Source organism: Crocinitomicaceae bacterium, from assembly GCA_016708105.1.
Classification (GTDB): domain Bacteria; phylum Bacteroidota; class Bacteroidia; order Flavobacteriales_D; family Crocinitomicaceae; genus JADJGJ01.
In genome coordinates, this window is record JADJGJ010000002.1 from 1,061,972 (window position 1) to 1,078,471 (window position 16,500).

Below are 16,500 nucleotides of genomic sequence, written 5' to 3' on the forward strand. Positions count from 1 at the left end.
TAAACCGTTTTAATCTAATAGTTTAAGACAATGGTATGAACGGTAATTCAAACTTGATATCAAAAAGTAGTTTTGGGTACTCAAAAAAAGACACCCATGAAAAACGAAAACCTTCGTGCAAAAAAATATTTGCGATCGCATGCAGCGCTTTCTGCAAGTAAATTCATTTATGTTTTTGCATTGATTATAATCAGTCATGCATGCATTGCGCAGTATCAAATTGGACATACCACTATTACGTTCAATGATCCTACCCGCACTGGAGGATATGGAAGTGGAGGAGGCCCCGGCAGACAAATTCAGACAGAAATTTATTATCCGGCAAATGTAGCGGGTGAAGATGTTGCTGTAATTCCGCCTTATCATCCAGTTGTAATTTGCGGACACGGTTTTGCCATGTCATGGGATGCCTATGAAAATGTTTGGGAATCCTTGGTGCCACTTGGCTATATTTTGGCTTTTCCTCGCACAGAGGGTTCATTATTCCCTAGTCCTAGTCATGAAGAATTTGCCCAAGATCTTTTAATTGTAGAACAGAAATTGATTGCGCTGCATTCTGAGCCAACAAGTATTTTTTATGATCATGTTTTTAATCGTTCAGCAATCATTGGACATTCAATGGGGGGAGGATGTACCATTCTTGCCGGTGCTGTTGGCAGCGTTACGTTGAAAACCATTGTTGGATTTGCTCCTGCTGAAACAAGTCCTTCTGCCATTGCAGATGCATCGGCTGTTACTGTACCTGCTCTAATTTTTTCAGGTAGTTCTGATGGTGTCACGCCTCCAGTTGATCATCACCTGCCAATCTATAATGCGTTGGGATCTGCATGTAAATTTTTTGTGAGTATTGATGGTGGAGCTCATTGCTATTTTGCCAATACCAATTTCAATTGTGATTTTGGAGAGTCTACCAGTTCAACAGGTATTTCAGTAACTAGAGAAGAGCAACAAGAGAAAACAATGTCTCTGCTAATTCCATGGCTTGATTTTTATCTGCATGAAAATTGTGATGCATACAATGCTTTTGAAGATTCGCTGAGCAGTGTAGGTGGAATTACAACACAACAACAATGCACCTATAGTCCGTTTGATGTGACTGCAGTTATCACGGGTGAAACTCTTGGCAATGATGGTAGCATTGATCAAACAGTAAGTGGCGGAATTGGAACATATACTTTTGACTGGTTTATCGGTGCAACTACAGAAGATTTGACTGGTATTGCAGGCGGAACCTATTCAGTTTATGTAGGTGATGGATATTGCAAAAGATACTATGAGTATTTTGTGAGTTCACTGCTTGATGCTGATGAAAATTTGGGTGAAAATATATTGATATACCCTAATCCGGTTTCTGATGTGCTGCGCGTTGAAGTTCCTGAAAATTTAATTAACCTTGAAGTAATTTCAATTGATGGACGAGTATTATCGGTTCCTTTATTAAATGAAGCTGCCGGAATCTATGAACTTGATATTTCCACTCTTTCCGTTGGAACTTATATTTTAAAATTGACAGATGAAAACAGCGCAACCCGCAGTTTCAGTTTTGTCGTAAAATAGAAATCCTATCAAGGGTAAAATAAATTTAATCTCTTGTTTCAACGGCTTGCAACGTATTCAGCATCAATGAAGCAATGGTCATTGGTCCAACTCCGCCGGGCACGGGTGTGATATAAGAAGCTTTGGCAGCAACTTCATCAAATTTAACATCACCCAATAATCTAAAGCCTGATTTTTTAGATGGATCATCAACACGGGTAATTCCTACGTCAACAACCACTACGCCATCTTTCACCATATCACCGGTTAAAAATTCTGGCTTGCCTAAAGCGGCAATGATAATGTCAGCTTGCTGCGTGATTTCTTTCAGATTTTTAGTGCGTGAATGGGTAAGTGTAACCGTGCAATTACCTACTTTGGTATTGCGCGCCATCAGAATACTCATGGGCATTCCAACAATATGAGAACGACCAATCACAACGCAGTTTTTACCTGAAGTTTCTACATTATATCTGTCAAGTAACTGAACAATGCCATACGGAGTTGCCGGTAAAAAAGTAGGTAGGTTCAATACCATGCGTCCCAAATTTTCAGGATGAAATCCATCCACATCTTTTGACGGGGCAACAGCAAGCGTTACTTTGTGTTCGTCAATATGTGCGGGCAGCGGTAACTGAACAATGTATCCGTCAATGATTGGGTCTTGGTTCAATTCTGATATTTTCTCAAGCAATTCTTTTTCAGAAATGGTTTCAGGTAAGGTGATGAGTGAAGATTCAAAACCTACTTTTTCACACGCTTTTACTTTTGCATTAACATACGTTAAACTGGCGCCGTTGTTGCCAACAAGAATGGCTGCAAGGTGCGGAATTTTTTTTCCCTGCTGCTTGCGTTCCGCTACTTTAGTGGCAATTTCAAGTTTAATATCATCTGAAGTTTTGTTTCCGTCCAGTAAAATCATGGTATGTCATTTTGAGTGATGATCAAAACTACTAAAAAATATCACGCGTGAATACTCTTTGAAATTTATACAACCAAACAACTTGATTTTGTAAATTTGTCTTAATAACAATTAAATAAACAGACTATCAAAACAGATTTTCTCATCATTGGGTCAGGCATCGCCGGATTAACTTACGCAATCAAAGTTGCTAAGGCTAATCCAGCTTGTAGTGTTACCATTATTACAAAAGCAGATAAGGGAGAGTCCAATACCAAGTATGCCCAAGGAGGAATTGCGGTTGTTTTAGATGAGCATGATTCTTTTGATGTTCATATTGCTGATACGCTAAGAGCAGGTGATCACATAAATGATGTTGACGTTGTGCGCAAGGTGGTTGAAGAGGCGCCTGATCGATTGCGTGAAATTATTACGTGGGGTACACGTTTTGATCGCACCAAGGCAGGAGATTATGATTTAGGCAAAGAAGGTGGACATACTTCAAACAGAATTCTGCATCACAAAGACATTACCGGATTTGAAATTGAACGCGCGCTGCTTGAGAAAGTGGCTGAATGTCGCAATGTTGAGGTATTGACACATCACTTTGCTATTGATCTCATTACAGATCACCACCTTGGAAAATTAGTTACCCGCCGCACAGATAATACCTGTTACGGTGCCTATACACTGAATAGCCGTACAAATGAAATTGAACGGGTACTGGCTAAATTTACCATGTTATGTTCTGGTGGAGCAGGGCAGGTTTATAGTCATACTACAAATCCTATTATTGCAACCGGTGATGGAATTGCAATGGCGCATCGGGCAAAGGCGCTGGTGAGTGATATGGAATTTGTTCAGTTTCATCCAACGGCTTTGTTTGAACCCGGAAAATCTCCTTCATTCCTGATCTCAGAAGCCGTGCGTGGTTTTGGTGCTTATATCAGAAATAAAAAAGGTGATCGTTTTGTGTTGAAAACAGATGAGCGCGGTGAACTTGCATCACGCGATATTGTTTCAAAAGCAATTGATAAAGAATTGAAAGTAACAGGAGAAAATTGCGTGTATTTGGATTGTACACATCTTGAGATGGAAGATTTTTACAGACACTTTCCAAACATTACGGATTATTGCCGCAAAATTGGTGTTGATGTTTCTAAAGACTGGATTCCGATTGTGCCAGCTGCTCACTACACCTGTGGAGGTATCAATGTGAATCAATATTCTCAAACCAGTATAAAAAATTTATATGCAGCGGGTGAGTGTTCTCGCACCGGTCTGCACGGTGCAAATCGCCTTGCTTCTAATTCATTGCTTGAGGCATTGGTTTTCGCCCATCACGCTGCATCTGACGTAAGTGAAAAAATCTATAGCATTCAGTTTAATGATAAAATTCCGGCATGGAATGCTGAAGGCACAACTGATCCTGAAGAATTAATTTTGATTACACACTCTCGCAAAGAGTTGCAAACAATCATGTCTGATTATGTTGCCATTGTGCGTTCTAATATTAGACTCAAACGTGCTCTCAGTAGGTTGAAAATTCATTATGAAGAAACTGAAGAGTTGTATAAAACAACCAAAATATCTCCACAACTTTGTGAGCTTCGTAATCTCATCACCATCGCGTATCTTATCGTGACACAGTCTATGGTGAGATCTGAAAATAAAGGGTCGTTTTATAATGTTGATTTGGTATAAGATTTTTTTTCGGATAAAAAAAAACATTATCTTGGATGCCATCTAACTTAATACTCATTTTATGCGCGTACCTATCAGTAAAACATTTACCCTTGACGAATTGAAATCAAAATTAGAAACAGAAATGGGAGATGTTGTCTGCTCATTCCGTTCTCCAAAAATACTTGTGGTAAAAGACAAATCATCCTCAGCCGCCGCTTTGGTTTTGCTGCGTAGCAATAGAGCTTTGGTCAATGAAGGTTTTGCTTCTATGGGTGCACAAATGGTGTTTGCACTTTCATTAGTTTTACTCGGAATTTTGATTCCGTTTTTAATTTATGCAATTGCATTTTTGCCAAAACAAAAAGCTATCCGTAACAAAGTGGCTGACTATATCAAAACAAATTACGGAACGGCAGAGGTTGTTTGAGTTTGACACAAAAACCTTGGCGTTCTTGGTTAAATATTAAAAATAGGTATTCACTGCAAATTCGAATTGGTCTATGAAAATTTGCTTGAATGCAGAGATGTTATTTTGCTCATAAAAAATCAGCATTGCTTTTTTATAATCTAAAGAGTCAACTGTCCTGAAAGAAAGCGGACATTGATTTTGATTTATTAGAATTGCATTACTGATGATTCTTGCGGTGCGTTTGTTGCCGTCTTCAAACGGCTGAATATAGGAAATCAGTACAAGGGCAAGTAAGGCTTTTTCAAAAACGTCATGCTTGTTGTTTATCAGGTTGCACATCTGATTTAGTGCATCACGAATTTGAAATTCATTGTCCAATGGTTTGTAATTGGTGCCAGAAATACCAACACGCCTTTTGCGGATATTTTTTCCAACGGGTAAATTTTTAATCAAGATACTATGAATGTCCTCAATCCGTGAAATATTCAATGGGTTGATATAATCAGTATTCGAAAGAATAAAGTCTAAAGCTTCTTTGTGATTTAACAACATCACCGCTTCATTTTTTGTTTTTCCTGCTGCGGTTTCCTGCTCTCTGATCAGTCTTTCAGTTTCAAGCAGGGTATATGTGTTTCCTTCAATTTGGGAAGATTTCCAACTCAGGTCAATTGCCAGTCGTTCAAATTCTCGCTGATATTGTTCAGCGGTGAGATCTTTTGTGTTTTGTCTGAAAATTTCTTGCAGAGATTGCAATTTATTACCTTCAATTTCAGAGAATAATTTCATGTTTGTGAGTATCTGATCCATCAAGTTCAAATTAAAATCAACATTTATTTTTCTCTCATCAATCTCCTGATCGAAGTATGTAGTCTGGTCAATTGGGGCTAATACACGATATGCCTTCGATAATTCGTAACGCGTACCCTTTCCTTTGCCGATTGACTGAATCAGGTTGGAGGCCAAGAGCGATTGCAAACTTCTTTTCACAGTGGCGTATCCAAATTTTGCTCCAGTTCCCTCATGAATTTCTTTCGAAGAAACCAATGGATTCTTCCGTAAATAGTCAATTATCAAATTGTTTATAGGGGTATTAACTTTCATATGGTAGTATAATACGGCTCACAATTTTACGAAATAAAGCTCAATTTGTTGTTGTTTTGAGCCAGAAGTTTTGGTTTGGTGAGCTGCATAACTGGGGTACACGTCATAATTAGGAAAAAAAACCTAGTACGACTTGAGGACTTGCGGGACTTGCATACTATGGATGCTGAAGTTCACAAGTGCACTCTAATCCACCCAAAACCTCCGCACGCTCAGGCAACTTTAAACAGATTTAAGCGTATATACTAAAGATCAATTTATTGCGTTTTTATTTAAGTGAAACTTAAATACGGGTTCATATTGGCTTTTTTATGGTGTTTTGGAAACTATTCCAAAGCTAGTCATATCATGGGCGGAGAAATCACCTGGACTTGTTTGGGTGGTGGTGCTTATCAATTCAATCTGGTTCTCTATCGTGATTGTAATGGGCTTGAAATTACTGATCCGGCTTTGAATATTGAAGTATGGGGTCATTCTACCATAACAACAATCACGTGTAATTTTGTGTCATCAACTGACCTGAGTCCTGAATGTACACAGGTTGGCGGAGGGCCGGCAGAATTAGATTGTGGATCAGGAACGGGTGGCGGAAACGGACCCGGCGCTGTTCAGAAATTATTATATCAATCAGCACCCATTGTCTTGTCAGGTACTCCTCCTTCTACGGGTTGGGCTTTTACGTATGATTCTTTTTCACGCAATTGGGGTTTGAGTAATATTTTAGATCCGTTCAATTACGGTATCACGCTTTCAGCTTACATGTATGCAGTTGATGGTAATAATGCAAATCCATGCAATGATTCTTCTCCACAATTTGATCAGGATCCATACATGTTGATGTGTGCGGGAACAGATTTTCAATACAACCCGAATGCGTATGATCCTGATAATGATTCTCTCGTTTTTTCATGGGGAGTACCCCTTGATCACTTTGTTTCGGGCTCATTCAATCCTCCGATAAATCCAGCACCGGTGCCTTTTGTTGGCGGGTATTCTTCAACTAATCCAACACCTGATGCTTCGTTTGCCCCGGGAAATATTCCTGCCGTGATGGATGCAAACAGTGGCGTGATTTCTTTTTTATCAAATACCACCGGTAATTTTGGTCTCGTACAAAAAATTGATTCGTACCGAGATGGTGAATTGGTGTCTACGGTGCATCGTGAAATTCAGATGATCGTTATTCCGTGCCCGGGATACAATAACAACCCACCGGTAATTACTCCACCATTTTCAGCCGGAACAAGTTTTTATGGAGAATTTTTTGCAGGTGATCTGATCAATTTTAATGTTGTAATTTCTGATCCTGAATTGTTGCAAGATGGAACCCCGCAGTTAGTCACCCTCAATCCTTCAGGAAATTATTTTGGAACCAATTTTACTGATCCCAATTCAGGATGTGATTACGTGCCGTGTGCAACATTGAGTACAGCACCTGTCATTCAAGGGGTGCAGGGTTTGACCACAACATTTAGCTGGCAAACATCTTGCGATCATTTATTGGATGCAAACGGAACGCAATTGCCTGAGGTAACTTATTATTTTGTACTCAACGCGCAAGATGATTATTGCAGTGTTCCGGGTCGTGCATTTGAAACTGTAGAGATAAAGATTAAAAATAAAGAAATGTTGAGTCCCGCTGATTTGCATTGTGCAGATGTGCTTGCAAATGGTGATGTTGTGCTAACCTGGGAACCAACAACAGATGCTTCCGGAACTTCATTTATTGAATATGAAATTTGGTCAATGGAGGATGGATTTATAACAGCTATTCCAACTATTGGAACCAATACTTTTACTGTTGCAGGTGCAGGTGCTGATTTGGCGAACAAACATTATTACATTCTCACCGAGTTTGGTTGCGGCGGAAATAATATTCTCAGTTCTGATACCTTGTCAACTATTTTTCTGACCTTGATTGATCTTGCTGACGGGCGTGTATCATTGAGTTGGAATGATATGCATAATCCAATCAATAACGGTGATAATCCGGTTTATGAAATTTATCGGGAATATCCGGCAGGTAACTGGACTTTGCGAGGAACATCGCCGTATGGCGGAACGAATTTTTTTATTGACACCGTGGATGTGTGCAGTGCATTTATGTCTTATGAAATTTGGGTAGAGAACAGTGCCGGTTGCACATCAACATCAAACCAACCCGGTATGGTTTTGCAAGATATTATCAATCCCATCATTCCAGTAATTGATTGGGTGAGCGTTGATACAACTACAGGTTTTGTTGATATCAGTTGGAATGTAAATTCATCGGAAGATACTTATGGTTATATCATTTATGCGCTGATTTTAGGATTTTGGGAACCAATAGATACGGTATATGGCATCACTACAACTGATTATACTTATACCCTTACCAATTCTGCAAATCAAGCCGAGACGTATCGCGTGGCGGCTTTTGATTCATGCATGACAGCAACTTTTCCACCAACATTTCAAACTTCTGCTTTGAGTAATCCACACACTACTATTCATGCCAAAACAGTTTTTGATCCTTGTTTGAAAACTATTGATTTGAGTTGGACACCCTACATGGGTTGGGTTGAAGGGGTCAACCGATATGAAGTAATTGTAAGTATTGCAGGATCACCTTTTGAAATAATTGCAACGCTGAGTTCAACGGCAACATCTTATAATCATGCAGATGTTTTTTATGATGCGGATTATTGTTACTACATCCGTGCGGTTTCTAATAATGATTCTATTTCTTATTCTAATAGGTCATGCAAATACACGCAAAGCCCAAGCCAACCTGCCTTTCATTATCTTGCAACGGCATCATACAATCTGAGTGATGCCGTTGAATTAGTTTGTTATACAGATGGAACAGCCTCAGTGCAGGGGTATGAAATTGAAGTGAAGGGTCCGCTTGATGCTGATTTTTCATTCCTTGCCAGTGTGTCATCCACCACGGGAAATTTTATGTATTATCAGGATGCAACCGTACTACCTGATCGCGGTGCGTATCAATACCGCGTTGGTTTGATTGATTCATGCGGAAATACCGGTTTCATTACCAATATTGCACAAACAGTTTTTCTAAAAGTTGAAACAGATCACGTAGCCATGCTGAACACGTTGAGTTGGTCAACGTATCTTGGGTTTGATGGTGATATTGTGGAGTACAGAATTTATCGTGGCGTGAATGGAGTTTTTGATGCAACGCCTCTGGCAACTACTTTACCCGGAGTGAGATCTTATGTAGATGATGTTTCAGGATTTATGGATTCACAAGGTCAGTTTTGTTATCGTGTAGAAGCTGTGGAAGACGTTAATTCATACGCATTGGCTTACACCGCATTTTCAAATACGGTTTGTGCGGTGATTGATCCGCTGGTTTATATTCCCAATGCCTTTATTGTTTATGGTGAAAATCCAATTTTTCTCCCTATAGTTTCTTTGTATGATTTTGATTCATATTTGTTGACTATTTATGATCGCTGGGGTGGTATAATTTATCAAACTGACGACCGTGAAGAAGGCTGGAATGGAGAATCAGCTGATGGCAATTTGAAACCTGAAGGAACATACGTCTATCATCTCACCTTCAGAGACCGAGAAGGAAAAGATTATCATTACCGAGGCTTTGTAACAATGCTTATTGATAAGGAATAATTAGGGATTTGATCCATACCAGTAGTGGGACAACAATAAGCCATAATCCAACAGAAATTAAAATGGCAACAGCTGAAAATTCACCACGTTGCGCAATTGTTGAATTCTTTGAAGATGATCCAATCGTGCGCAGACGAGTTGTCAATCTGCCAGCAAAAAATAAGACACTGCGAATCACAGAAACGGATAAAAGTATGATTAGTAAAATTTGGTAATTCTGATCTGCTAAAAATCGCAACATGAGTTTCACCAGAAAAAATCCGGCAGTTGAAATAATTCCTATCGTAAATACAATGGCAAAAACCGGTGCATCTTTCAAACCATCTTTGGCTGCTTTATGAATAAATGCATAATTGAGCGCAGCAATCACACCTAACAAGTCAATAGCCGCCATTTCAATAAAAACAGTTGCATAGTCAATGTTAAAATACCAGGCATTTACTAACAATAAAAACAAAGGAAGGACGACAAAAATAATAGCCAGTGAAGCATGTTTAGGTGGCGTATAAACTGCAGTGAGAATAGTTTGAAAAATCACTACAACAATCCAGCCTGAAAGTAAGAGAGGCAGAAATAGGTCATCGCTGAATCCGGTGAGCAAGGCGTACATGCCAAAACCTAAAACCGGCAAGTAATTTAGTAAAGTCAGATGGATTTTTTCTCCCATTATTTTTTCAACTTGACAATGGTTTGCCTAACAAATTCTGTTCGTTCATCAATATCCATTTTAAGATAAACTTCAGGGGGAATAGGATCACCAATAATGACATCAATAGTACCCATGCGCATGTCTAATTTACGTGCTGAAGGCCAAACATGATAAGCCCCATCAATGCGCACGGGCAGTATGTGTGCCTTTGCATCTTCAGCTAAATGAAAAGCTCCCTTTTTAAATGGTTTGATAGTTCCGTCATGTGACGAGGTACCTTCAGGATAGATAGCAACATGATGACCATTGGCAATATAATTTGCAGCAATTTTGAGACTCTCTTTTGCGGCGGCAGTATTTTTTCTGTCAATCATGATGGTTTCCGCCATCCATAAATACCAACCTAAAAAAGGTACATGCTTGAACTCTTTTTTTGCAATGAAACGCAATGAGAGAGGAATTGAAGATGTAATGGCTGGAATGTCAAGATAGGAAGAGTGATTGGAAACAACAACATACGAAACTTTAGGCAAATCAAACTTGCGACCATGTACTTTAAACCGAGCACCCATAATGAAAAAAGAGACAGGTGGCCAAATATATTTTGCCGTAAAAATTGTTGCTCTGCGACTCAGCGTGATGATACTTAAAAAAGTGCCAAGTAAAATACAGAAAAATGACCATGCACCAAAAATGGCAATGCGTATAATAGAAATAAAAGCTCTCAGAAATTTCATTGCGGATCTACATCAATATCTACGCGTACCGATCTGAAATCATGCTTGCTTAAAAATTGTTCAAGCTTTTGGTATATGACATCTTTCACTTTTTTGGGTGACGCGTTGCGTTCAAATTTAATAGTAATATCTTTCAAATAAAAATTCCGCACCTTGGCAATGGCCGGAATTTCCGGTCCCAGCACGCGCTCAGCAAAAGTTTCTTTCAAACTTTCAGCCAGCGTTGAAGCACCTGCCTCAAGGGTATCTTTATTTTTGTGTTTCAAACTTAGTTGAATGATTCTGAAAAAGGGAGGATAATTAAAATTTTTTCTTTCAAGTATTTCTTGTTTATACATTCCTTGAAAATCATGCTCCATCACTTTACGAATGATCCAGTGATGCGGGTTATAACTTTGAATAATCACCTTTCCACGTTTAGCTTTTCTACCAGCACGACCTGCAACTTGTGACATGAGTTGGAATGATCGTTCAAACGCTCTGAAGTCAGGGTAATGCATCATTTGATCAGCACTGAGAATACCAACCAGACCAACATTATCAAAGTCAAGTCCTTTGGTTACCATTTGTGTTCCAATCAACACATCAGTTTCACGATTTTCAAATGAAGAAATAATTTTCTGGTAAGCATCCTTGGCTCTGGTAGAATCATGATCCATGCGTTTGATTGAAATTTTCGGAAAGAAAACAGCCAGTTCATCTTCAATTTTTTCTGTGCCAAATCCTACCATTTTTAATTTCTTACTTCCGCAATGACCACATGAAGCGGGCGGTGTAATAAAGTATCCGCAATAATGACATTTCAACGCATTGCTGGATTTATGATAGGTGAGTGAGACATCACAATTTTTGCATTCAGGAGTCCAGCCGCAAAGTTCACACATCCATTGCGGGGCATAACCGCGTCTGTTTTGAAACAGAATTATCTGCTCATTATTTTTGAAAGCTTCCTCCATCTGTTCAAGTAAAAAAGAAGAGAAGTGTGATTTCATGGTTTTTTGCTTGACCTCTTTTTCTAAATCAGCGCATAAAATTTCAGGCATTTTCACACCGCCAAAACGTTCATGCAATTCTACCAAACCATATCGGCCTTCGGTGGCGTTAAAGTAAGTTTCAATAGAAGGTGTAGCAGAGCCAAGCAATACTTTTGCCTGATTCAGTTGTGCCAGCAATATAGCCGTGTCACGTGCATTATATCTTGGTGATGGATCAAATTGTTTGAATGAATTTTCATGCTCTTCATCTACGATAATTAATCCCAGATTTTGAAAAGGTAAAAATACGGCACTGCGTGCGCCAAGAATTATTCTGAATCTTCCTCCATTTTTTAAAACTTCATGCCAAATTTCAATGCGCTCATTTTGATTAAAGCGACTATGATATACGCCAACCAAATCACCAAAATAATATTGGAGTCTATTGATGAGTTGCGTAGTTAATGCAATTTCCGGCAACAGAAACAAAACCTGTTTTCCTTTTTCTAATTGCTCTTGAATAAGGCTGACATAAATTTCAGTTTTACCTGATGAGGTTACACCATGAAGTAACACCACCTCTTTTTCAGTAAAGTGATGTTTAATTTCATCAAGCGCTTTTTGTTGAGAATCGGATAATGTTTTCACCTCTTTTGACTCGGTCAATTTTGGTTTGAGTCGAGTCACTTCAGCATTAAAAACAACAAGGATTCCTTTTTTCTCAAGAGTAAGCAGACTTGATTCTCCGATGCCTGATTCAAGTATTATTTTTTTTGTAACCGGATTTTGTTTTCCCTCATTCCATTGCGTGAGTTCAACTACCTTTAACAGGGCATTCACTTGTTTCTCATTCTTGCGATTTGCTTCCAATTCATTCAACAAGTGTTCAAGTTTTTCAGAGGTCTGAATGTGTTCTGAAATTTCAATGAATACTTCATATTTTGGAGAATATCGTGCGTTGAGTTCTTCAGAAACTACAGCCACTTTTTTTTCAATGAGTCTTTTGACTAGTGGTTGAACAGTTTTTAATTTAACCAATTCGCTTATTTCTTTCAAGGTTATGCTGTCTTGCACTTGAAGAGCTTCAGCAATGATTAACTCTTGTTCAGAAAGGCTTTCATCATCACGGTCAAATTCAGGATGCAAACTTATTTTTGTTTCACTTGCCAGTTTGAAGTTGGCCGGCAGGGCTGCATTCATTACATCGCCAATGGAGGCCATGTAGTATTCACTCATCCATCGCCAGAGCTTGAATTGTTCACCGGTTACAATGGGTTGATCATCTAAAATTCCTTCAATTAACTTGGCTTGATAATCTTTAGGGATTTCTTCATGTACACGTTCAACAATTCCGGTATAGTATTTTCCTTTGCCAAATTGTACAATCACCCTTTTGCCGGTTTCAATGTGCAAATTAAGTTCAAACGGAACGCGATAAGTATATGTGCGCGGAATGCTAAGAGGAATAATTACATCCGTAAAATATGTTTGTCTCTCACTCACGGCAACGAAAGTAAAACAAAAACCCCCAATTTCAGAAACTGTTAATATCTATTGCGCGCTATTTTGAATCTTAGGCAGTTCACCTTTGTAATATCTATAGGTGATTCCGAACGTAGCGAGTTCAGGAGACCATAGATTAATTTCAAGGTTAAGCCCCAACTTATCACTAATAAAATAATTAAAACCACCCAAAGTAACCCCGGTAAAAAAATTTGCTTTGTCGGGGAAAAATTTTTTCTGCTGATCATTGAGTAATTCAAGGTGAGAAAACCAGAAAGAGACTCCGGCTTGTAATTTAACGTAGTACTCAAATCCTTTTCTGTAAAAAACAGAAACTTGTGGATTTACTGAAAGGTAAAGCAAAGGAGATCCAAAGTAGGTATGATCAAAATATTCATTGATGTATTGAAAGCCAACTCTGCCTGAAAAGCTGAGTACATTATTGAGAACAAATTCATGTGAATATGCAATGAGCGGCATGGCAGTCACAAAATCAAATTCTTGACTGCTGGTATCATTCAACGCTTCAAATAAGTTTTTACGCCTGAATTGGTCATAAGAAACGCCGGTACTCACTTTGAGCATTCGGTTATGAATTTGACTGAAACCTGAATTGAGAGTGAGAAAAATTAAAAGAGTAAAACATATTTTCATGCAACAAAGTTATCAAGATTCAATGGGAGAGCCAAATTAAATTCCCACCCTTGTAGGCGCAGGTCGCGACCTGCACCTACAAGGGTGAGGGGCAATGAGTTTATGGCATAAATATTGTAAATCATCGGGCTGTAACTTTAATTCGCCTAAAAGCGTATATTTGAAAACTAAATTTTAAACTATGAAGAAATTTTTCACTGTGATCATGGCTACTGCTGCCCTGACATTCGGTTTCAACACCGGCGCAACTGCTCAGGTGGAGCAGGGGAATATGATTGTAGATTTGTACTACGGTTTCCCTAATTTTAGTAAAACATTATGGAAAGTATTGGAAGATGATTCTTCAAATGCTAATACAAAAGCAACAGGTATTGGTTCGCTGGGAGGTCGTTTTGAGTATATGATAGCTGATAATCTCGGATTTGGTGTAGATATCAACTACTTGTCAAATGGATTTGAGTATGATTATACATCTAGCGTATATGATACTACAACAAGTACGTTTGTAAATCAAACTTATCATGTTACATACACCAAACAGAAATTAAGAATTATGGCGCGTTTGAATTATCACTTTGTTCAAACAGATGTAGTGGATGCGTATGTTGGATTTGGTGCAGGTTACAAACACAAAATCAATAAATTCACCAGTACAAATCCAAATGATTCTGAAAGTGAATTAGAAGCAGGCCTGAATTTAGTACCGGTTTCTATTCGTATTTGTTTAGGAACAAGATTTTTCTTCACTGAAAATATTGGAATAAACATGGAGCTTGGAGCAGGCGGAGGTCCACTATTATCAGGTGGTTTATCTCTGAAGTTCTAACTAACAAAAAACTGAATAAAACCCGGACAACCAACTGTCCGGGTTTTTTTTTCGTTAACCTTTTCAGATGAAAAAACTGCTGTTTCTTTTTTTACTGTTTAACCTTGCTACCGTGCGCGCCCAAATGCTTGAGGCAGGAGACGGTGTAGTAGAATTGGGTTATGGTTTTCCTAACATGATGCCTTTGGTAAGTGATCCCAGCGGAGCCTTTCACAGTGCCTTTGATATTTTTGAAAATGATGTGAAAGCCTATGGTCAATTTATTGTAAAAGGAGAATTTATGGCAAGTGACCGCATGAGTTTTGCCGCTTCATTTAATTATGGATATTTCCATATTTATGAAGAGTTTGATGAAACCATGTATGACCCGGTATCAGCAAGTTATTATACCAATACCTATTTTTACGATACCAGGGTGCATAAATTAAGATTTACTGCCGGATTAAATTTTCACATGGTACGCACCCGAGTTGTAGATTCGTACTTTGGTGTGCAAGCCGGTACAAAAAAAGCGGGCATCAGCTTTGACACTAATGATCCAACTGTTAATGGTTCTGGTGAGGCTTATGTATTCCCAATAGCATTGCGATTACATTATGGGTTTAGATATTTTTTTACAGCAAATTGGGCAGCCCATTTTGAAATTGGCTTGGGTGGACCGGTGGTGAGTTTTGGAGCAACCTATAAATTTTAATTTCATCGCTCAACAAAAAATCAAAGTTCAAATTGGCATCGAATAAAAGAATAAAAAACAAATAAAAATTTTCTATGAAATCATTCCTCTTGTCATTTATCTTATTGTTAGGCATAAACTTTTCATTTGGTCAAACAAGTTATAAAGAGTATGTGACTTTACGTGTTCAATATGGAAATTCCATTGCAGGGTATAAATATGAAATATACCTTGATATAGGTACTTCAGGTTCACATTCAATGAGCGGACAAGTAACCAATGTAGATGAACACGTGATCATTGCTGACGACTACGGTAAACAAGTATTTGAAAGTGATATGGACTTACTCAATTACTTGGGCAAAAAAGGCTGGGTGGTTATTTCTACCGGAGAAATTGATATATTAGATCAGCATTATTATACCTATTTGTTGGAGCGGGAAGTTATCAAATAATGTTTTCAAAAAATTATCGCATATTTGCATCTGTGTTGAGTGCATGATGTAGTATGATAAAATTACTTTCCCCAGATGACAGGCCGCGTGAAAAAATGCTCACCAAAGGCCATGCTTCCTTATCTAATGCTGAGTTATTAGCTATTTTAATTGGTTCAGGTACCCGTGAAAAATCTGCCGTTGAATTATGTCGTGAAATTCTGCTTGCTGCAGATCATGATCTTAACAAATTGGCGCGCATGACAATTCATGATCTGATGAAGTTCAAAGGAATTGGAGAAGCCAAAGCCATTACCATTGCGGCTTCACTGGAACTTGCACGGCGCAAAAAAAACGAACAGGAAGAATCACCTGTTTTTATTCGTTCTTCAAAAGATGCTTTTCAAGCAGTATCAGCAATTTTTCAAGATTTGAATCATGAAGAATTTTATATCATCTTGCTTTCACGTGCAAATAAAATTCTTTCAGTTGATCTAGTTTCTAAGGGCGGTTTAACAGCCACCGTTGCTGATGGAAAAATTATTTTCAAAAAGGCTTTGGAAAAAGGAGCCGCAGCCTTGATTCTTGCGCACAATCATCCATCAGGGAGCATGAAACCAAGTGAATCTGATATTGATTTAACTAACCGAATGAAAAGTTTTGGTAAGATGATAGATTTACCCGTGTTAGACCATATCATTGTGGCTGATAAGCAATATTTCAGCATGGCTGACAACGGGATGATTTGATTATCCAATGGATTTCACACATTTTCAGTAATTTT

The 16,500-nt window shown here is 38.4% G+C and carries 14 protein-coding genes; 8 read left to right on the forward strand and 6 right to left on the reverse strand.

Annotation, left to right across the window (positions count from 1 at the left end; genetic code table 11):
- Window positions 1-96 precede the first annotated feature (96 nt).
- Complete coding sequence (locus IPH66_15675; protein ID MBK7130781.1) at window positions 97-1,557, forward strand: T9SS type A sorting domain-containing protein; 1,461 nt, start codon at window positions 97-99, stop codon at window positions 1,555-1,557.
- A 25-nt stretch (window positions 1,558-1,582) separates the two neighbouring features.
- Here IPH66_15675 and IPH66_15680 read toward each other — a convergent pair whose 3' ends face one another.
- Complete coding sequence (locus IPH66_15680) at window positions 1,583-2,458, reverse strand: bifunctional 5,10-methylene-tetrahydrofolate dehydrogenase/5,10-methylene-tetrahydrofolate cyclohydrolase (GenBank protein MBK7130782.1); 876 nt, start codon at window positions 2,456-2,458, stop codon at window positions 1,583-1,585.
- Window positions 2,459-2,584: 126 nt separating this feature from the next.
- Between IPH66_15680 and nadB the strand changes: the two genes are divergently transcribed.
- Together nadB and IPH66_15690 are read left to right on the forward strand one after the other, a co-directional pair.
- The gene (gene nadB, locus IPH66_15685) at window positions 2,585-4,141 is read left to right on the forward strand and encodes an L-aspartate oxidase (protein ID MBK7130783.1); all 1,557 of its coding nucleotides are present in this window, start codon (window positions 2,585-2,587) and stop codon (window positions 4,139-4,141) included.
- A 61-nt stretch (window positions 4,142-4,202) separates the two neighbouring features.
- Window positions 4,203-4,550, forward strand: coding sequence for a hypothetical protein (locus IPH66_15690; protein ID MBK7130784.1), 348 nt, complete (start codon window positions 4,203-4,205; stop codon window positions 4,548-4,550).
- Between the two features lie 36 nt (window positions 4,551-4,586).
- On the opposite strand, the gene IPH66_15695 is transcribed toward IPH66_15690, so the two are convergent.
- Window positions 4,587-5,633 carry a Fic family protein gene (locus tag IPH66_15695; GenBank protein ID MBK7130785.1) on the reverse strand — a complete coding sequence of 349 codons (1,047 nt, stop codon included), beginning with the start codon at window positions 5,631-5,633 and terminating at the stop codon, window positions 4,587-4,589.
- A 300-nt stretch (window positions 5,634-5,933) separates the two neighbouring features.
- Here IPH66_15695 and IPH66_15700 point away from each other — a divergent pair, with 300 nt between their 5' ends.
- Window positions 5,934-9,266: a gliding motility-associated C-terminal domain-containing protein gene (locus IPH66_15700; GenBank protein MBK7130786.1), complete on the forward strand. Its 3,333-nt coding sequence runs from the start codon at window positions 5,934-5,936 to the stop codon at window positions 9,264-9,266.
- Here IPH66_15700 and IPH66_15705 read toward each other — a convergent pair.
- The 4 genes from IPH66_15705 to IPH66_15720 are packed head-to-tail and all read right to left on the reverse strand — an operon-like array spanning window position 9,250 to window position 13,783.
- Window positions 9,250-9,933 (reverse strand): hypothetical protein, encoded by a 684-nt coding sequence (locus IPH66_15705; protein ID MBK7130787.1) that lies wholly within the window; start codon window positions 9,931-9,933, stop codon window positions 9,250-9,252. The genes IPH66_15700 and IPH66_15705 overlap by 17 nt on opposite strands.
- A complete protein-coding gene (locus tag IPH66_15710; GenBank protein ID MBK7130788.1) occupies window positions 9,933-10,652 on the reverse strand; it encodes a 1-acyl-sn-glycerol-3-phosphate acyltransferase in 720 nt (239 codons plus the stop codon). The genes IPH66_15705 and IPH66_15710 overlap by 1 nt, the downstream gene beginning before the upstream one ends.
- Window positions 10,649-13,129: a primosomal protein N' gene (priA, locus tag IPH66_15715; protein ID MBK7130789.1), complete on the reverse strand. Its 2,481-nt coding sequence runs from the start codon at window positions 13,127-13,129 to the stop codon at window positions 10,649-10,651. Before priA ends, IPH66_15710 begins: the two co-directional genes overlap by 4 nt.
- Window positions 13,130-13,177: 48 nt before the next feature.
- Window positions 13,178-13,783, reverse strand: a complete 606-nt coding sequence (locus IPH66_15720; GenBank protein MBK7130790.1) for a hypothetical protein — start codon at window positions 13,781-13,783, stop codon at window positions 13,178-13,180.
- A gap of 181 nt (window positions 13,784-13,964) precedes the next feature.
- Between IPH66_15720 and IPH66_15725 the strand changes: the two genes are divergently transcribed.
- From IPH66_15725 to radC, 4 genes are all read left to right on the forward strand, one after another.
- Complete coding sequence (locus IPH66_15725; GenBank protein MBK7130791.1) at window positions 13,965-14,609, forward strand: outer membrane beta-barrel protein; 645 nt, start codon at window positions 13,965-13,967, stop codon at window positions 14,607-14,609.
- A 67-nt stretch (window positions 14,610-14,676) separates the two neighbouring features.
- The gene (locus IPH66_15730; protein ID MBK7130792.1) at window positions 14,677-15,303 is read left to right on the forward strand and encodes a hypothetical protein; all 627 of its coding nucleotides are present in this window, start codon (window positions 14,677-14,679) and stop codon (window positions 15,301-15,303) included.
- Window positions 15,304-15,377: 74 nt separating this feature from the next.
- Window positions 15,378-15,737, forward strand: coding sequence for a hypothetical protein (locus IPH66_15735; GenBank protein MBK7130793.1), 360 nt, complete (start codon window positions 15,378-15,380; stop codon window positions 15,735-15,737).
- A gap of 53 nt (window positions 15,738-15,790) precedes the next feature.
- Entirely contained in the window at window positions 15,791-16,465 is a 675-nt protein-coding gene (gene radC / locus IPH66_15740; GenBank protein ID MBK7130794.1) for a DNA repair protein RadC, read from the forward strand.
- Window positions 16,466-16,500: the final 35 nt, after the last annotated feature.

Excerpts from the sequence above, each read along its gene's own strand:
- IPH66_15705 (MBK7130787.1), bottom strand. The coding sequence starts at position 9,933 with ATGGGAGAAAAAATCCATCTGACTTTACTAAATTACTTGCCGGTTTTA.
- IPH66_15720 (MBK7130790.1), bottom strand. The coding sequence starts at position 13,783 with ATGAAAATATGTTTTACTCTTTTAATTTTTCTCACTCTCAATTCAGGT.
- IPH66_15695 (MBK7130785.1), bottom strand. The coding sequence starts at position 5,633 with ATGAAAGTTAATACCCCTATAAACAATTTGATAATTGACTATTTACGG.
- IPH66_15675 (MBK7130781.1), top strand. The coding sequence starts at position 97 with ATGAAAAACGAAAACCTTCGTGCAAAAAAATATTTGCGATCGCATGCA.
- IPH66_15680 (MBK7130782.1), bottom strand. The coding sequence starts at position 2,458 with ATGATTTTACTGGACGGAAACAAAACTTCAGATGATATTAAACTTGAA.
- IPH66_15730 (MBK7130792.1), top strand. The coding sequence starts at position 14,677 with ATGAAAAAACTGCTGTTTCTTTTTTTACTGTTTAACCTTGCTACCGTG.
- radC (MBK7130794.1), top strand. The coding sequence starts at position 15,791 with ATGATAAAATTACTTTCCCCAGATGACAGGCCGCGTGAAAAAATGCTC.
- IPH66_15735 (MBK7130793.1), top strand. The coding sequence starts at position 15,378 with ATGAAATCATTCCTCTTGTCATTTATCTTATTGTTAGGCATAAACTTT.
- IPH66_15690 (MBK7130784.1), top strand. The coding sequence starts at position 4,203 with ATGCGCGTACCTATCAGTAAAACATTTACCCTTGACGAATTGAAATCA.
- IPH66_15725 (MBK7130791.1), top strand. The coding sequence starts at position 13,965 with ATGAAGAAATTTTTCACTGTGATCATGGCTACTGCTGCCCTGACATTC.
- IPH66_15710 (MBK7130788.1), bottom strand. The coding sequence starts at position 10,652 with ATGAAATTTCTGAGAGCTTTTATTTCTATTATACGCATTGCCATTTTT.